Raw genomic sequence first — 17579 nt, forward strand, 5'->3', positions numbered from 1 at the left:
CTGAATTACTGCCCGCAAACCAGCACCGCCGGGGATATTGATCATTTTGCAAATACCTCCAGCAGTCGGGGCGCAATTCTGTCCAGTGGGCGAATTTCAACAGCAGCGTCAATCGCCGCCGCCGCTTTGGGCATGCCATACACCGCCGAACTCTGCTGGTCCTGGGCGATGGTCAGATATCCTTGTTCCCGCATTAATTTGAGCCCCTGGGCTCCGTCGCGACCCATGCCGGTCAGCAGCACGCCGACGGCATCACCATTCCAGTGGCTGGCCACACTTTCGAAAAACACATCGATGGACGGCCGGTAAATCTCGTTCACCGGCTCGGCTGTATAGGCTAGCGTGCCATTTTTCAACAGACGAATGTGGTGATTGGTGCCAGCCAGCAGCACGACCCCGCTTTGTGGCGGCTCCCCCTCGCGGGCCAGGCGCACCGGCAGGCCGGAGGCGCTGCTCAGCCACTCGGCCATGCCGGCGGCGAACACCTGGTCCACATGCTGCACCAGCACGATGGCGGCGGGAAAGTCCCGGGGCAGGCCCTTGAGCAGGACTTCCAGGGCCGCCGGGCCGCCGGCCGAAGAACCGATCGCCACCAGGCTCTGGCGTTTGCCGGTGCTGCGCGGCGGCGCGGTTTCGGCGCGCACACGGCTGCCGCGCTGGCCGATCAGCCAGCCAATATTGAGGATCTTGCGCAACAACGGCGCGGCGGCGTCCTTGGGATTGCCGACGCCCAGGGCCGGCGTATCCACCACATCCAGGGCGCCATGGCCCATGGCTTCGAACACCCGGCTGACATTGGCCTGGCGGTCGACGGTGACGATCACAATCGCGCACGGGCTCTCGGCCATGATCCGCCGGGTGGCTTCCACGCCGTCCATCACCGGCATAATCAGGTCCATCAGGATCAGGTCCGGGGTCAATTCGGCGCAACGCTGCACCGCTTCCAGGCCATTACTGGCTACCCACACCACCTGGTGCGCGGGCTCGAAGCTCACGGCGCGGCGTAACGCCTCCACGGCCATGGGCATGTCATTGACGATTGCAATCCTCATGCCCGCGCGCCTCCGATCAGTTCCACTACGGCATCAAGGAGGGCGTCATCGTGGAAACTGGCTTTGGCCAGATAGTAATCGGCGCCGGCGTCGAGTCCACGGCGTCGGTCTTCTTCGCGGTCCTTGTAAGACACCACCATCACCGGCAACGATTGCAGGCGAGCATCCCGGCGCAAGAGTGTGACCAATTCGATCCCGTCCATACGAGGCATATCAATGTCAGTGATGAGCAGGTCGAAGTCCTCGGAACGCAAGGCGTTCCAGCCGTCCATGCCATCGACGGCGACGGCCACTTCATAACCGCGGTTAAGCAGCAATTTACGCTGCAATTCACGCACGGTGAGCGAATCGTCCACCACCAGCACGCGTTTGCGCGGGGCTTCGGCGGCCTGCTGGCTGCGCCGGGCGATACGCTCCAGGCGGCCGGTATTGAGCAGCTTGTCCACCGAGCGCAGCATATCTTCGACGTCGACGATCAACACCACCGAGCCATCGTCCAGCAACGCCCCGGCGGAAATATCCTGGACCTTGCCCAACCGATCATCCAGCGGCAGCACCACCAACGTGCGTTCGCCGATAAAACGCTCCACGGCAATGCCATACACCGCATCGCGCTCGCGGATCACCACCACCTTCAACGTCTCGTCATTACCTTGCCCCGGCGGGCGCTGCAACAGTTGGCTGGCGGCGACCAGGCCGACATGCCGGCCTTCGTGCCAGAAATGCTGGCGGCCTTCGAGCTGCACAATGTCGTCGGGCGCCAGGTCGCACATGCGCTCGATATGCGCCAGCGGGAAGGCATAGGCTTCTTCGCCGACTTCCACCACCAGGCTGCGCACCACCGACAGGGTCAACGGCACTTCCAGATGGAAACGGCTGCCCTGCCCCGCCGCTTGCTCCAGCACCACCGCGCCGCGCAGTTGGCGGACCATATGCTGCACCGCATCCAGGCCGACGCCGCGCCCGGAGACTTCGGTGACCTTGTCGCGCAGGCTGAAGCCCGGCAGGAACAGGAACGTCAGCAACTCCTCCTCGCTGAGGTTCAAGGCGGTTTCCACCGTCGACAGATGCCGATCAACGATCGTGCCACGCAGGCGTTCGAGGTCGACGCCATTCCCGTCGTCGCTCAGTTCCAGCACCAGCAAGCCGGCCTGGTGGGAGGCCCGCAAGCGGATCAAGCCTTCGGCCGGCTTGCCCGCCAGCAGGCGTTGTTCCGGCGTTTCGATGCCGTGGTCGACGGCATTGCGCAATAAGTGGGTGAGCGGCGCTTCGAGCTTCTCCAGCACATCGCGGTCGACCTGGGTCTTTTCGCCCTCGATCTCCAGGCGCACCTGCTTGCCCAGGCTGCGGCCGAGGTCGCGCACCATGCGGACCTGGCCGGCGAGCACATCGGCAAACGGGCGCATGCGGCAGGCCAGCGCGGTGTCGTAAAGCACCTGGGCGCGTTGCCCGGCCTGCCAGCCGAACTCATCGAGCTCAGCGGTTTTTTCCGCCAGCAGGGCTTGGGCTTCGCTCAGCAAGCGGCGGGCATCGGCCAGGGACTCCTGGGCTTCCAGGCTCAAGTCGAGGGTCTTGAGGTGACCATCGAGGTGGTCCAGCGCACGCACACCGTTACCCTGCACACGCTTGAGGCGTTGCAGGCTGGCCAGGTATGGCTTGAGTCGCTGGGTTTCGACCAGGGATTTGCTCGACAGGTCCAGCAGGCTGTTCAAACGCTCGGCGGTCACACGCAGTACGCGCTCGCCGCCTTCGGTCATGCGCTTGTTCTGACGCAGCGGTTCGCTGCCGAGGGACAGCGCAGGCTCGGGTTCGGCGGGCAGTGCTTCAATCAGCGGAGTGGGCGCTGGAGCAGGCGCAGTTGGCGGCGGCGCCACTTTGGCCGTGGGCTGCGACGGGTCGAGCAGGCGCTCCATCAAGGCCACATACGCCTCGACATCCGCCGGCCCCACGGTGTTGCCCGGCGTGGCGATACGCATCAGCAGGTCGGTGCCTTGCAACAGCGCGTCGATGTGTTCCGGCTGCAGATACAGGCGACTTTCCTGGGCGCTGACCAGGCAATCCTCCATGACATGGGACACGCTGACCCCGGCGTCCACCCCGACAATCCGCGCCGCGCCTTTGAGCGAGTGCGCGGCGCGCATGCAGGCTTCGAGCTGGTCGGCCTGGGTCGGGTTGCGCTCCAGGGCCAGCAGGCCCGCGCTCAGTATCTGGGTCTGGGCATCGGCTTCCAGGCTGAACAATTCCAGCAGCGAGGCATCGCGCATCTGGTCGGGGGTCATGTGAGGCTCCGGGTCACGGCAGACAGCAACTGAGCCTCGTCCAGCCAACGCAGGCTGCGGCCCTTCCACTGCAACACGCCCTGAGTGAAGCGGCCGCTGGCCTGGGTGCCGGAGGCTGATGCCGCCGTCAAAGTACGCTCATCGATGGCATGGATACCGTCGACTTCATCCACCGGCACCACCACCGGGCCATCCTGCGCGGCGATGATCAACATGCGCGGCATGATGCGCCCGCCCGGCGTGCCGTGGCTGATGGCGTCCAGGCCCAACAGCTCGACCAGCGACAGGCACGCCACCAGCGCGCCGCGCACGTTCGCCACGCCAAGCAACGCGCGGGAACGTTGGTGCGGCAGGGAATGGATCGGGTGCAGGGTTGCCACTTCCACCAGGCATCGGGTGGCGATCCCCAGCCATTCTTCGCCGAGGCGGAATATCAGCAGGGACCGGGTGACGATGTCTTCGTTCGCCTGGGTATCGGCGACCGGACGATGATCGTCCTGCTGCAACGCATAGCGATCCAGCAAGCGGGTAGCGGCGGCGGAGTACACCGAGCAGTTGCGGCAGTGGATATGGTCCGCCAGCAACGGGCAGGACTTGTCGCCGTGAATGCCGATCCGGTTCCAGCAATCGTCGATGGCCTGGGTGTCGTCCATCGTCAGGGCCAGGCCCGCAGTGTCGAGCGCGTTGGGGCTACTCATGGTTTTTGCTCACTGTCAGCTCGCTACGCGCGGCCCGCGCCTGCAACCGACGCGCCGCCGCAATGTCGCCCTGGGCTTCGAGCAACGCGGCCAGTTGCATCAGGGCCTGCGGATGCTGCGGTTCCAGGTACAAGGCTTTTCGATAAAACCCCTGGGCGTCCAGGGCGTTGCCGGCCACATCGCTGAGCAGCCCCAACCAGTAAAACACCTGGGCGGCCGGCGGGTGTTGACTTAAATAACGCTCGCAGGCGGCACGGGCCTCGGCGCTTTTGCCTTCGTTGGCCAGGGTCGCGATCTGGCTGAGCAGGTCGCCGGCCTCCGACGCTGGCGCCTTGATCGGCACCACCTGGGCATTGAGCGTACTGAACGGTCGCGGCTTGGGCGGGACCGCTGCGATGCTGCGCCGAGGCGCGGGCGCGGGTATCGGCACGAATATCGGCTCAGGCTTGACCGGCTCGGTGTGCCGGCTGAATGCAAACGACTGCGGCACGCCGATCGAACGCATGCCATGACGCCCCAACAGGCTGCCTTCGGCCGGGCCGATAAACAGCACGCCGTCCACGTGGGTCAGGTTCTTGAGCACGTCGAACACTTGTTTTTGCGTGGGTTGGTCGAAATAGATCAGCAGGTTGCGGCAAAACACAAAGTCGTAGCTCGGCTCATTGGCGAGCAACCCCGGGTCGAGCAGGTTGCCGACTTGCAGGCGCACCTGTTCGCGCACGCGGTCGTCGATGCGATAACCATCGGCCTGCTCGGTGAAGTGGCGGTCACGAAACTCAAGGTCGCCGCCGCGAAACGAGTTGCGGCCATACACGCCGCGCTGGGCACGCTCCACCGACAGCGGGCTGACGTCCATGCCCTGCACCTTGAACTGGTGCGGCGCCAGGCCGGCATCGAGCAAGGCCATGGCGATCGAATAGGGTTCTTCGCCGGTGGAACAGGGCAGGCTGAGGATGCGCAGCGCGCGCAACTGGTTGATCTCGGCCAGGCGCGCCTTGGCCAGACGGGCCAGGGTCGCAAAGGATTCGGGGTAACGGAAAAACCAGGTCTCGGGCACGATCACCGCTTCGATCAGCGCTTGCTGTTCGTCGTGGGAGTGCTGTAGGTGCTGCCAGTACTCATCCGCCGTGTGGGCCGCGACGGCCTGGCTGCGCTGGCGCACGGCGCGTTCGATGATGGCTTCGCCCACCGAGGCCACGTCCAGGCCAATGCGTTCCTTCAAGAAGGCAAAGAAGCGCGGGTCGTTGCTCATAGGCTCGGCTCGGCAGAAAACAGCAAGGCGCGCACTTCATCGGTGAGCATATCCGCGACGCCGATCCATTGCATCAAGCCCAAGGCATCTTCGCGCACCGGCCCCAGGTAGGGCGCCAGGGGATTGTCCAGGCCGTAGGGCTTGAACTCCGCCGGGTCGCAACGCAGGGTTTCGGTGGCCTGCTCCAGAATCAGTCCCAGCCAACGCGCCTCGAGCCAGGGCTCAGGTTTATAGTTGACCAGCACCAGCCGCGTGCTGGTCCGCGCCTGGGCCGGCTCGCCGAAGGTCAAGGCACTGAGGTCGATGACCGGCACCATCGCGCCACGATGGGCAAAGATACCCGCCACCCACAGCGGTGCATGGGCGATGGGTTTGAGCGGCAGGCGCGGCAGCACTTCGGCCACTTCGGTGGCCTTGAGGGCATACCGTTCGTGGCCGATGTGGAACACCAGGAACAACGCCTTTTTCGCTGCCGGGACGACGCCGAGTTTAGCCGCGAGGTCGCTCATCAGACTTTGAAACGCGACACGCCGCTGCGCAGACCGACCGCAACCTGGCTCAGTTCATCAATGGCAAAGCTGGCCTGGCGCAAGGACTCCACCGTCTGGCTGCTGGCATCGCCCAATTGCACCAGCGCGTGGTTGATCTGCTCGGCCCCGGTGGCCTGGGCCTGCATGCCTTCGTTGACCATCAATACCCGCGGCGCCAGGGCCTGGACCTGGTGGATGATCTGCGACAGTTGCTCGCCCACTTGCTGCACCTCGAACATGCCCCGGCGCACTTCTTCGGAGAACTTGTCCATGCCCATCACCCCGGCGGACACCGCCGACTGGATCTCGCGCACCATCTGCTCGATGTCGTAGGTGGCCACGGCGGTCTGGTCGGCCAGGCGGCGCACTTCAGTGGCCACCACGGCAAAACCGCGGCCGTACTCACCGGCCTTCTCGGCCTCGATGGCGGCGTTGAGGGACAACAGGTTGGTCTGGTCGGCAACTTTGACGATGGTCACCACCACCTGGTTGATGTTGCCGGCCTTCTCGTTAAGGATCGCCAGCTTGGCGTTGACCAGCTCAGCCGCGCCCATCACCGAGTGCATGGTTTCTTCCATTCGCGCCAGGCCTTGCTGGCCGGAACCGGCGGCGACCGAGGCCTGGTCGGCGGCGGTGGAGACTTCGGTCATGGTACGGACCAGGTCCTTGGAAGTGGCGGCGATCTCCCGCGAAGTAGCGCCGATCTCGGTGGTAGTTGCCGCGGTTTCCGTGGCCGTGGCCTGTTGTTGCTTGGAGGTGGCGGCAATCTCGGTGACCGAGGTAGTCACCTGCACCGACGAACGCTGGGCCTGGGACACCAGGGCGGTCAGTTCGGTCATCATGTCGTTGAAGCCGGTTTCGACCGCGCCGAATTCGTCCTTGCGCTCCAGGTTCAAGCGCTTGCTCAGGTCACCGGTACGCATGACGTCGAGGATCTCGACGATACGCTGCATCGGCGCCATGATTGCGCGCATCAACAGCAGACCGCACAGGCCAGCGGCGAAGATGGCGATGATCAGCGAAACCGCCATGCTGAGCTTGGCCGACATCACCGACTCGTCGATGGCCGATGTGGCGCGGTCAGACACGCTCTTGTTTTCGGTGATGATGTCATTGAGCTTCATGCGCCCTTCGGTCCAGATCGGCGTCAATTGCTCTTCGACCAGCACGCTCGCACCCGGCAAATCATTGGCTTCAATGCGCGCCAGCACCTCGGCGAGGGCCTTGTTGTAGTTGATATGCGCCGCCTTGAAGTTATCGAACTCCATGCGATCAGCCTGGCTGTTGACGGTTTTTTCGTAATTGGCCATCTGCTGTTCAATACGCGCTTCGAAAGACTTGAAGTCCGTCTTATCGGCACTGGTGAGGGTTTTATCTGCGCGCAGGCCGATGATATCGATGGTCAGCAGATAGCTGTCGACCCATGCGCTGCGGATCATCGAACTGAGGTAAACCCCCGGTACCGCATCGTCCCGGACCGATTCCTGGCTGGCTTCGATCTTCAGCAACCGCGAGTAGGACACCACAACCATCAGCAGCATGATCGCGACAATGACCGCAAAGCTCGCCAAAATCCGCTGGCGCAAGGTCCAATTCTTCACAGTGTTTCCTCGAAGAGCCATTCAAATGGGGGGGAGTATAGCTGAGCACAAGCCTTCATTTATCAATGGGTTTCGACGTGGTGCCCACAGAATGCAAAAACATCCCGAAGGGTAATTACAGAACCAACCTACAAAAACCCGCGAAGCGTCCGACTACCGGGCTTTTCTCGCCGAGCCTAGCGTGCTGGTCCCTGCGAACAAAAGGACATCGCTGGCATGCGCCGCTATTTGATTACCCGAGGAGCCAAGACCACCGCTGGCGGGACCGTCGTCGGCGGTTTGACGGGCTTTCGCATCACCCAAGTGGACATCGCCCTTGAAGGTCACGAGGTGCTTTGCCCAATGTGCAAAACCACCGGAGTCATAGTCTGTGTTGGCCCGCGCCTGGAGCAGTGGGCACGAGGGCGACGGGTGGCGCTCTCGGACGATCTCTGCCGCTGTAAATGCGACCCGCCCCCTCGCCTGCTGGCCGACCAGTTCGAGCGGTTTCAGACCCTTACTGCTGAAGACTCCGCGGCACACCGCCGAAGCGCGACCGCATCGGAAGCGCCAGCGCCAACACCCGCGAGAAATCCTACCCCGAGCTCAGCACCTTCCGCTTTCAGCGAAATACTCGAGTCAGCCTGCGAGCGCAATTGGCGCTTCTACCAGAAGCCGGCAGAAGACGTGATCGCCCCCGGCGGCAAGCTGATCGCCGACCCCAGATTGCGCAACCGGCTCATCAACTCGGCGTATGCCCAGCTCTGGCGCCTCGATAACCGTTTTCAGTGGGCTGGCCTTGCGGCGTTTGCCTCCAAGCAAGTGGGGTGCGGTTTGCTGCACGCGGCAGAATCCATCGAGAAAATTCAGGCGGAATTTGAAGCGGCGGAGCAATTGCGAAAGAGTGCCCGGAAAGGGGTTTGGGGGTTGTTCAGCGCCGAGGAGCGTGAACGGCAGGCAAAGCTGCGGGAGTACGAGCGGCGCCTGCGGGAGCATGAACAGGCCAGCCGTAATAACCCGGTGCCTGATGTTGATTGGCGGCGCGAGGGTGAACCGCTATCGAGCGTGCAACAGCTTTATCAACATGTGTACGAGATGATGGCGATGGGCAATACCACGCTGTTTTTGGATGTGTTTCCGTTGCATGCGTTTTATAAGGAGCGGGGGTTGGGGTTGCTTGAGACCTGCCTGTCCTCGCGCCAGAACATTTTTGAGGATGGGCTGCAGCGGGTGTTGTGGCCGGTGGGGCAGGAAAATTTAAGGTTTGGGCTTGACCACGACTACATTCTGCAAGCCTTTCAGGCCATTGACGAAGGAAATATCGCCGAAAGTGTTAAGTATCTGGCTTGGCATGAACAGCAGAATATCCTTCAGCCAACCATGTATACCGACCAAAAATTAGTGGCTCTGCTACGTAGCAACCATCTTTCATACGTCACGGGCATACCGTCCGGAGCAGCACAGGCCATTGAGCTAACGCTGGCAAGCCAATGCCGCTCTGTTGATGACGGCAGGGTCATTGAGTTCAGCAACAACCCCATCGCCAACTTGGCCGATATCGATCAACGCATGACCTTCGTGCTCAAGGCCGCGGCGCAATTTGACAAGCTGTTAAATAGCGGTGAGCGGCATCGAATCGAACAAGCGCTGGATGATGTCGCTGCAGGTCGGGGCATGCGATGAACCGGCTCTCACAAGTAAACTGGCGACATGCCGCACTTGTATTGTTCGCTGCCGTACTACTGGTAGGAATGATACGTTTCTTCACCAGTACGCCAGAAATCGCACTGATGCTTGGGGAGCCTTGGGAAGACATGCGTCAGCGCTCCAGTGCAGCAATCGCCCCTGCTATTCCCGGAGAAATATGGGGGAGGCTACCAAAGTCCGATGCGCGCCTACGCTTTATAGACCCTCAATATGGATTCGTTACCCCGCCTGCCCGCTTCCTCGCGGTAAGTTTCGACAAGGAGCGCGTTGGTAGTATCCGCATGTCCCCCCAAATCGAACCGCTATTGCTCGATGACACCCTCAACGTCGTGCTGTATTTGCAAAAACAATGGAGCAATGCCGGCTGGCTGCCCATCCGAGTCGCCTCCAACCCTCCATTCGCCGACACACCTGAATGGCGTGCTCGATTGCGAAATGTGAACCGGGGTGGCAAGTCTTACTGGCGGGCAGAAAACAAATACCAAGTCATGTTGGTAGTTGGGCGCTTCAAGGACTATCGGCATCCCACAGAAGAGCGGTACCTCATTACACTGGAATTATCCAGGCCGTGGGGGCTGCCATAAATAGATTTGTTAAATCGTTTCCACAGAACGTGAGAACGATCTTCATCGTGCGCAGGCATGCCTAGAGGGTGGCCTGAGGCACCCTTTTCACAGAACCAACCTACAAAAACCCGCGAAGCGTCCGACTACCAGGCTTTTCTCGCCGAGCCTAGCGTGCTAGTCCCTGCGAACAAAAGGACATCGCTGGCATGCGCCGCTATTTCATTACCCGAGGAGCCAAGACCACCGCTGGCGGGACCGTCGGCGGCGGTTTGACGGGCTTTCGCATCACCCAAGTGGACATCGCCCTTGAAGGTGAGGACCGGGGGTTGGGCTCACTTGAGACCTGCTTGCGGTCGCGCCAGAACATTTATGAGGAGGAACGACCCCTAAAGCGTCGCCTGGCGCACCTGTTTCTCCAATTCAACCTTCAAACCGGGCTCCAACTTGAGCTGCCGCGCCAGCTCATCCAGGTACGCCTTCTCCATAAAGTTCTCCTCATCCACCAGCATCACACTGGCGATGTACATCTCGGCGGCCATTTCCGGGGTGCCGGCGGCCCGCGCCACGTCGGCCGGGTCGAGGGGTTTGTTCAGCTCGCCGTGCAGCCAGCTTTGCAATTCACGGTCGTTATCCAGCTTGTTGAATTCACCTTCGATCAGCGCGCGCTCGCGCTCATCCACATGCCCGTCGGCCTTGGCCGCCGCCACCAACGCCTTGAGGATGCCCTGGCTGTGTTGCTCGACCTGGGCTGGCGGCAGGCGGTCGATGGTCTGCGGCTCGCCTTGGGGCGCGCTGGCCTGTTGCGCCTGCCAGTTGCCATAGGCTTTGTAGGCGATCACGCCCAATGCCGCCAACCCGCCATAGGTCAGGGCCTTGCCGCCGAATTTGCGCGCTTTTTTATTGCCCAGCAGCAGGCCCATGGCCCCAGCGGCCAGGGCCCCGCCGCCAGCGCCGCCGAGCAAACTGCCAAGCCCGCCACTGCCGAGCAGGCCGCCGAGGGCGCCTTTGTCGTCGGATTTGCGCTGGCCGCCGGCCTTGTTCTGCAACATGTCCTGACCAGACTTGAGCAGTTGTTCGAGTAATCCACGGGTATTCATGCGTAGCCTCCAGACACCAGGGTTCATAAGACCAATAGACTCCCAGCGTAAAACTTAGCGCCAAAAAACCCCGATCTAGAGTGCTTCCAGATGTAACGCGGCTATCCTTCGGTTAAATCGATATACACTCGAGCAAATCGATAAAAACACCCCACTGGTAATTCCAGCATGATGACCTTGCGTCAGATCCGCCACTTCATCGCCGTGGCCGAGACCGGTTCGATCTCCGCCGCTGCGCAAACCGCGTTTATTTCGCAGTCGACCCTGACCCTGGCGATCCAGCAACTGGAGCAGGAAATCGGCGTCAACCTGTTCAACCGCCACGCCAAGGGCATGACCCTGACCCACCAGGGCCATCAGTTCCTGCGCCAGGCGCACTTGATCCTGGCCACCGTCGACAACGCCAAGCGCAGCCTGCAGCAGAGCACCGACCAGGTGGCCGGGCAATTGATCGTCGGCGTGACCAGCCTGGTGGCCGGTTATTACCTGGCCGACCTGCTCACCCGCTTCCAACGCGCCTACCCCAATGTGGAAATCCGCGTGATGGAGGATGAGCGCCCGTACATCGAGCATTTGCTGGTCAGCGGCGAGATCGATGTGGGCGTGTTGATCCTCTCCAACCTCGAAGACCGCCACGCCCTGCAGACCGAAGTACTCACCCACTCGCCCCACCGCCTGTGGCTGCCGGCGCAACATCCACTGCTGGAGCACGACAGCATCAACCTGGCCGATGTGGCGCGTGAGCCGTTGATTCAGCTGAACGTCGACGAAATGGGCCACAACGCTCAACGCATGTGGGCCTCTGCCTGCCTGCAACCACACGTCACTTTGCGCACCGCCTCCACCGAAGCCGTGCGCAGCCTGGTGGCCGCCGGCCTGGGCGTGTCGATCCAGCCGGACATGACCTACCGCCCCTGGTCCCTGGAGGGCGACATTATCGAAGCGCGCCCCATCGCCGACCTCAGCCAGACCCTCGACGTCGGCCTCGCCTGGCGCCGTGGCACCGCGCGCCCGGCGCTGGTCGACCCGTTCCTGACCGTGGCGCGGGAACAGCCGCACCCACGTAAGCCATCTATTTAATCGAATGCTGCATTCAGTATTTAGTATTTGTTGACCTCGCGCCTGACCTCTAGTCTCTGTGCATCCATAAGAGAAAGTCGGGCGCCTTGTAAGAGAACGCCCATGGCCACACAAGAAAAGAGATCGCGAAAAATGTCCGCTGCGCCCACCCCGCTGCTCACTGCGTTGCTGATCGACGGCGAACTGGTCCAGGGCCAGGGCTTTGTCGAACCGATTCTCAACCCAGCCACGGGCGAAGTGCTGACCCAGATCGCCGAAGCCAGCATCGAACAGGTCGAAGCCGCGATCCTCGCCGCCCACCGCGCATTTGCCGGCTGGTCCCGCACCACGCCGCAGCAACGTTCGAACATTCTGCTGGGCATCGCCGATGCCATCGAGCACCAAGCCGACTACCTGGCCCGCCTCGAATCCCTGAACTGCGGCAAACCGTTGCACCTGGCCCGCCAGGATGACTTGAGCGCCACCGTCGATGTGTTCCGCTTCTTTGCCGGCGCCGTGCGCTGCCAGACCGGCCAGCTCAGCGGCGAATACCTGCCGGGCTACACCAGCATGGTGCGGCGTGACCCGATTGGCGTGGTGGCCTCGATTGCGCCGTGGAATTACCCGCTGATGATGGCCGCGTGGAAGATCGCCCCCGCCCTGGCCGCCGGTAATACCCTGGTGTTCAAGCCGTCGGAACACACGCCGCTGTCGATCCTCGCCCTCGCTCCAGCGCTCAACCAGTTGTTGCCGCGCGGGGTGATCAACATTGTGTGCGGCGGCGGCGAAGGCGTCGGCAGCCATCTGGTCAGCCACCCGAAGGTGCGGATGGTGTCGTTGACCGGCGATATCGTCACCGGACAAAAGATCCTGCAAGCCGCGTCGAAAACCCTTAAACGCACGCACCTGGAACTGGGCGGCAAGGCGCCAGTGATTGTGTGCAACGACGCCGACCTGCAAGCCGTGGTCGAAGGCGTGCGCGCCTACGGTTACTACAACGCCGGCCAGGACTGCACCGCCGCGTGTCGCATCTACGCCCAAGCGGGTATTCACGACAAATTGGTCGCCGACCTGGGCGCGGCGGTCAGCAGCCTGCGCTTTGCCGGCAAGCGCGATGCCGACAACGAACTCGGCCCGCTGATCAGCACGCGCCAGCGCGACCGCGTCGCCAGCTTTGTCGAACGCGCCCTCGGCCAGCCGCATATCGAACGCGTCACCGGCGCCGCCGTGCATTCCGGCGCGGGCTTCTTTTATCAGCCGACCTTGCTCGCCGGCTGTAAACAAAGTGATGAAATCGTCCAGCGCGAAGTGTTCGGCCCGGTGGTCACCGTGACCCGCTTCGACGAACTGGAACAAGCGGTGGACTGGGCCAACGACTCCGAATACGGCCTGGCCTCGTCGGTGTGGACGCAGAACCTGGACAAGGCCATGCAGGTCGCAGCGCGCCTGCAATACGGCTGCACCTGGATCAACAGCCATTTCATGCTGGTCAGCGAAATGCCCCACGGCGGCTTGAAGCGCTCCGGGTATGGCAAAGATCTGTCCAGCGATTCGCTACAGGACTACAGCGTGGTGCGGCACATCATGGCTCGCCACGGCCAGCACCTTTAAAACAACAACTAAGCTCAAGCGTCACCGGCTGCAAAAACTGCCCCGACCATAATTAAAGAAGAGGGATTCCCCATGTCCGCGCATAAGACCGCACTGCTCAGTGCCCTGACCACCGCGCTGCTGGCCAGCGCCAGCCTGCAGGCCGCCGAACCGCTCAAAGCGGTAGGCGCCGGCGAAGGCCAGCTGGATATCGTCGCCTGGCCCGGCTATATCGAACGGGGCGAAAGCGACAAGGCTTACGACTGGGTCACAGGTTTCGAGAAGGAAACCGGCTGCAAGGTCAATGTGAAAACCGCCGCCACCTCTGACGAAATGGTCAGCTTGATGGCCAAGGGCGGTTACGACCTGGTCACCGCGTCAGGCGATGCGTCGCTGCGGTTGATCGTCGGCAAGCGGGTGCAGCCGATCAATACCGCGTTGATTCCCAACTGGAAGACTATCGACCCGCGCCTGAAAGACGCGCCGTGGTACGTGGTCGGCCAGCAAACCTACGGTACTCCGTACCAGTGGGGGCCGAATGTGCTGATGTACAACACCAACGTGTTCAAGACCGCGCCCACCAGTTGGAATGTGCTGTTCGAGGCGCAGAACCTGCCAGACGGCAAGCCGAACAAAGGCCGCGTGCAAGCCTACGACGGCCCGATCTACATCGCCGATGCGGCGCTGTACCTCAAGTCGACCAAGCCGGAGCTGGGCATCCAGAGCCCCTACGAACTGACCGAAACCCAATACAAAGCCGTGCTCGACCTGTTGCGCGCACAGCAACCGTTGATCCACCGCTACTGGCACGACACCACCGTACAGATGAGTGACTTCAAGAACGAAGGCGTGGTCGCCTCCAGCGCCTGGCCGTATCAGGTCAACGGCCTGATCAACGAGAAGCAGCCGATTGCCTCGACCATTCCCAAGGAAGGCGCCACCGGCTGGGCCGACACCACCATGCTGCACAGCGAGGCCAAGCACCCGAACTGCGCCTACAAATGGATGGACTGGTCGCTGCAGCCGAAGGTCCAGGGCGATGTCGCCGCCTGGTTCGGCTCCCTGCCGGCGGTGCCGGCGGCCTGCACCGGTAGCGAATTGCTCGGCGCCGAGGGCTGCAAGACCAACGGCTTCGACCAGTTCGACAAGATCGCCTTCTGGAAAACCCCGCAGGCTGAGGGCGGCAAGTTCGTGCCGTACAGTCGCTGGACCCAGGATTACATTGCGATCATGGGCGGGCGCTAATCCCCCCTGTGGGAGGGGGCTTGCTCCCTCCCACATTGAGCACATTCACCGATGTTCTGTTTTTTCAGAAGTCCAGGCCGGGCCGCTGCGACGACCCGCGCCTTTTGGGAGCACCGCACCATGACGCTTGCAGTCCAATTCACCCACGTTTCCCGTCAGTTCGGCGAAGTGAAAGCCGTTGACCGGGTTTCCATCGATATCCAGGACGGCGAGTTCTTTTCCATGCTCGGCCCTTCCGGCTCGGGCAAGACCACCTGCCTGCGCCTGATCGCCGGGTTCGAGCAACCGAGCGCAGGCTCGATCCGGATTCATGGCGAGGAAGCCGCCGGCTTGCCGCCGTATCAGCGTGACGTCAACACGGTATTCCAGGATTACGCGCTGTTCCCCCACATGAATGTGCGCGACAACGTGGCCTACGGCCTGAAAGTCAAAGGCGTGGGCAAGACCGAGCGCCTCGACCGCGCCGAAGAAGCCCTGACCATGGTCGCCCTCGGCGGCTACGGCGAGCGCAAGCCGGTGCAGCTCTCCGGCGGCCAGCGCCAACGGGTCGCCCTGGCCCGCGCGCTGGTCAATCGCCCGCGCGTGTTGCTGCTGGATGAACCGCTGGGCGCCCTCGACCTCAAGCTGCGCGAACAGATGCAAAGCGAGCTGAAAAAGCTGCAACGTCAGTTGGGCATCACGTTTATCTTCGTGACCCACGACCAGACCGAAGCGCTGTCGATGTCCGACCGCGTGGCCGTGTTCAACAAGGGCCGCATCGAACAGGTCGACACCCCGCGCAACCTCTATATGAAACCGGCCACCGCGTTCGTCGCCGAATTCGTCGGCACCTCCAATGTGATTCGCGGCGAGTTGGCCCAGCGCCTCAGCGGCAGCCCGCAGCCGTTCTCGATCCGCCCGGAGCACGTGCGCTTTGCCGAAGGCCCACTGGCGGCCGACGAAGTGGAAATCAGCGGCCTGTTGCATGACATCCAGTACCAGGGCAGCGCCACCCGCTACGAACTGAAACTGGCGAACGGCCAGGCGTTGAACATCAGCCAGGCGAATAACCAGTGGCTGGACATCAGCAACGGCTATCAGGTCGGCCAGCCCATCACCGCACGCTGGGCGCGGGCCGCCATGACCACCCTGACCGACCACGCAGGCGAGGTGTGACATGAGCCTGACCCAAGCGCCGATGCGCAGGTTTTCCAACCTGTTGTATCGCAAACCCAACCTCTACCTGGCAATGCTGCTGATACCGCCGCTGATCTGGTTCGGCGCGATCTACCTGGGCTCGTTGCTGACCTTGCTGTGGCAGGGCTTCTACACGTTCGACGACTTCACCATGGCGGTCACGCCGGACCTGACCCTGGCCAACTTCGCCGCACTGTTCCAGCCATCGAACTTCGACATCATCCTGCGCACCCTGAGCATGGCGATCGTGGTGTCGCTCGCCAGCGCCATCGTCGCTTTCCCCATCGCCTATTACATGGCGCGCTACACCACGGGCAAGACCAAGGCGTTCTTCTATATCGCGGTGATGATGCCGATGTGGGCCAGCTATATCGTCAAGGCATATGCCTGGACCCTGCTGCTGGCCAAGGGCGGCGTAGCGCAATGGTTTGTGCAGCACCTGGGCCTGGGGCCGCTGTTGCAGTTCGTGCTGGGAATCCCCGGCGTGGGCGGCAGCACCTTGAGCACCTCGCACCTGGGGCGGTTCATGGTGTTCGTCTACATCTGGCTGCCGTTCATGATCCTGCCGATCCAGGCGTCGCTGGAGCGTTTGCCGCCGTCGTTGCTGCAAGCCTCGGCCGACCTGGGCGCCAAGCCGCGCCAGACCTTCATGCAGGTGATCCTGCCGCTGTCGGTGCCGGGGATTGCCGCCGGTTCGATCTTCACGTTTTCGCTGACCCTGGGCGACTTCATCGTGCCGCAGCTGGTCGGGCCGCCGGGCTATTTCGTCGGCGGCATGGTGTACGCCCAGCAAGGCGCCATCGGCAACATGCCCATGGCCGCGGCGTTCACCCTGGTGCCGATCGTGCTGATCGCGGTTTACCTGTCCATCGTCAAACGTCTGGGGGCCTTCGATGCACTCTGAGAAATCATCCATCGGCCTGAAGATCGCGGCCTGGGGCGGCTTGGTGTTTCTGCACTTCCCGATCCTGATCATCTTCCTTTACGCCTTCAACACCGAAGAGGCGGCATTCAGCTTTCCACCCCAGGGCTTCACCCTGAGGTGGTTCAGCGTGGCCTTCGCCCGCCCGGACGTGCTCGAAGCGATCAAGCTGTCGCTGCAGATCGCGGCGATCGCTACCCTGATCGCCATGGTCCTCGGTACCCTCGCTTCAGCCGCGCTGTATCGCCGCGAGTTCTTCGGCAAGCAAGGCGTGTCGCTGATGCTGATCCTGCCGATCGCGCTGCCGGGGATCATCACCGGTATCGCCCTGCTGGCGACGTTCAAGACGCTGGGCATCGAGCCGGGGATGTTCACCATCATCGTCGGCCACGCGACCTTCTGCGTGGTGATCGTCTACAACAACGTCATCGCCCGCTTGCGCCGCACCTCCCACAGCCTGATCGAAGCCTCGATGGACCTGGGCGCCGACGGCTGGCAGACCTTCCGCTACATCATCATGCCCAACCTCGGCTCGGCGCTGCTGGCCGGCGGCATGCTGGCGTTTGCGCTGTCGTTCGACGAAATCATCGTCACCACCTTCACCGCCGGGCATGAGCGCACCTTGCCGCTGTGGCTGCTCAACCAGTTGAGTCGCCCACGGGATGTGCCGGTGACCAACGTGGTGGCGATGCTGGTGATGATCGTGACGATGTTCCCGATTCTGGGCGCCTATTACCTGACCCGCGGCGGTGAAAGCGTGGCAGGCAGTGGCGGTAAATAATGTGGGTATTGGAGAAGTGCCCCCCCACACTCAGAGCCGGTTTCT

Annotated in this window: 15 protein-coding genes; 8 read left to right on the forward strand and 7 right to left on the reverse strand. The window is 62.5% G+C overall.

Annotation, left to right across the window (positions count from 1 at the left end; translation table 11 throughout):
• Window positions 1-41: 41 nt before the first annotated feature.
• From cheB to ACVWZP_RS14175, 6 genes are read right to left on the reverse strand one after another with little or no spacing between them, the layout of a single operon-like run.
• Complete coding sequence (gene cheB, locus ACVWZP_RS14150; RefSeq protein ID WP_046384489.1) at window positions 42-1052, reverse strand: chemotaxis response regulator protein-glutamate methylesterase; 1011 nt, start codon at window positions 1050-1052, stop codon at window positions 42-44.
• A complete protein-coding gene (locus tag ACVWZP_RS14155) occupies window positions 1049-3331 on the reverse strand; it encodes a hybrid sensor histidine kinase/response regulator (protein WP_128191890.1) in 2283 nt (760 codons plus the stop codon). Before ACVWZP_RS14155 ends, cheB begins: the two co-directional genes overlap by 4 nt.
• Window positions 3328-4029: a chemotaxis protein CheW gene (locus ACVWZP_RS14160; RefSeq protein WP_017844692.1), complete on the reverse strand. Its 702-nt coding sequence runs from the start codon at window positions 4027-4029 to the stop codon at window positions 3328-3330. Before ACVWZP_RS14160 ends, ACVWZP_RS14155 begins: the two co-directional genes overlap by 4 nt.
• Window positions 4022-5281, reverse strand: coding sequence for a CheR family methyltransferase (locus ACVWZP_RS14165; protein WP_057004708.1), 1260 nt, complete (start codon window positions 5279-5281; stop codon window positions 4022-4024). The genes ACVWZP_RS14160 and ACVWZP_RS14165 overlap by 8 nt, the downstream gene beginning before the upstream one ends.
• Window positions 5278-5790 carry a chemotaxis protein CheW gene (locus tag ACVWZP_RS14170; protein ID WP_057004707.1) on the reverse strand — a complete coding sequence of 171 codons (513 nt, stop codon included), beginning with the start codon at window positions 5788-5790 and terminating at the stop codon, window positions 5278-5280. The genes ACVWZP_RS14165 and ACVWZP_RS14170 overlap by 4 nt, the downstream gene beginning before the upstream one ends.
• A complete protein-coding gene (locus ACVWZP_RS14175; protein WP_046384494.1) occupies window positions 5790-7412 on the reverse strand; it encodes a methyl-accepting chemotaxis protein in 1623 nt (540 codons plus the stop codon). The genes ACVWZP_RS14170 and ACVWZP_RS14175 overlap by 1 nt, the downstream gene beginning before the upstream one ends.
• 216 nt (window positions 7413-7628) lie before the next feature.
• Between ACVWZP_RS14175 and ACVWZP_RS14180 the strand changes: the two genes are divergently transcribed.
• Both ACVWZP_RS14180 and ACVWZP_RS14185 read left to right on the forward strand, forming a co-directional pair.
• Complete coding sequence (locus ACVWZP_RS14180) at window positions 7629-9074, forward strand: PAAR domain-containing protein (protein WP_457369866.1); 1446 nt, start codon at window positions 7629-7631, stop codon at window positions 9072-9074.
• Entirely contained in the window at window positions 9071-9682 is a 612-nt protein-coding gene (locus tag ACVWZP_RS14185; protein WP_057005795.1) for a hypothetical protein, read from the forward strand. The genes ACVWZP_RS14180 and ACVWZP_RS14185 overlap by 4 nt, the downstream gene beginning before the upstream one ends.
• A 368-nt stretch (window positions 9683-10050) precedes the next feature.
• Here ACVWZP_RS14185 and ACVWZP_RS14190 read toward each other — a convergent pair whose 3' ends face one another.
• Window positions 10051-10761, reverse strand: coding sequence for a tellurite resistance TerB family protein (locus ACVWZP_RS14190; RefSeq protein WP_017844685.1), 711 nt, complete (start codon window positions 10759-10761; stop codon window positions 10051-10053).
• Between the two features lie 168 nt (window positions 10762-10929).
• Here ACVWZP_RS14190 and ACVWZP_RS14195 point away from each other — a divergent pair, with 168 nt between their 5' ends.
• The 6 genes from ACVWZP_RS14195 to ACVWZP_RS14220 all read left to right on the forward strand — a co-directional run bounded on the left by ACVWZP_RS14195 (window position 10930) and on the right by ACVWZP_RS14220 (window position 17534).
• Window positions 10930-11841 carry a LysR family transcriptional regulator gene (locus tag ACVWZP_RS14195; protein WP_017844684.1) on the forward strand — a complete coding sequence of 304 codons (912 nt, stop codon included), beginning with the start codon at window positions 10930-10932 and terminating at the stop codon, window positions 11839-11841.
• 132 nt (window positions 11842-11973) lie between these two features.
• Window positions 11974-13431, forward strand: a complete 1458-nt coding sequence (locus ACVWZP_RS14200) for a gamma-aminobutyraldehyde dehydrogenase (RefSeq protein WP_017844683.1) — start codon at window positions 11974-11976, stop codon at window positions 13429-13431.
• Window positions 13432-13503: 72 nt separating this feature from the next.
• Window positions 13504-14655 (forward strand): putative ABC transporter substrate-binding protein YdcS, encoded by a 1152-nt coding sequence (gene ydcS, locus ACVWZP_RS14205; protein ID WP_017844682.1) that lies wholly within the window; start codon window positions 13504-13506, stop codon window positions 14653-14655.
• A gap of 120 nt (window positions 14656-14775) precedes the next feature.
• Window positions 14776-15810: an ABC transporter ATP-binding protein gene (locus tag ACVWZP_RS14210; RefSeq protein WP_057005799.1), complete on the forward strand. Its 1035-nt coding sequence runs from the start codon at window positions 14776-14778 to the stop codon at window positions 15808-15810.
• A gap of 1 nt (window position 15811) precedes the next feature.
• Entirely contained in the window at window positions 15812-16735 is a 924-nt protein-coding gene (locus ACVWZP_RS14215; protein WP_017844680.1) for an ABC transporter permease, read from the forward strand.
• Window positions 16725-17534 carry an ABC transporter permease gene (locus tag ACVWZP_RS14220; protein WP_010563467.1) on the forward strand — a complete coding sequence of 270 codons (810 nt, stop codon included), beginning with the start codon at window positions 16725-16727 and terminating at the stop codon, window positions 17532-17534. The genes ACVWZP_RS14215 and ACVWZP_RS14220 overlap by 11 nt, the downstream gene beginning before the upstream one ends.
• Window positions 17535-17579: the final 45 nt, after the last annotated feature.

This window comes from Pseudomonas sp. TE36184, from assembly GCF_054060055.1.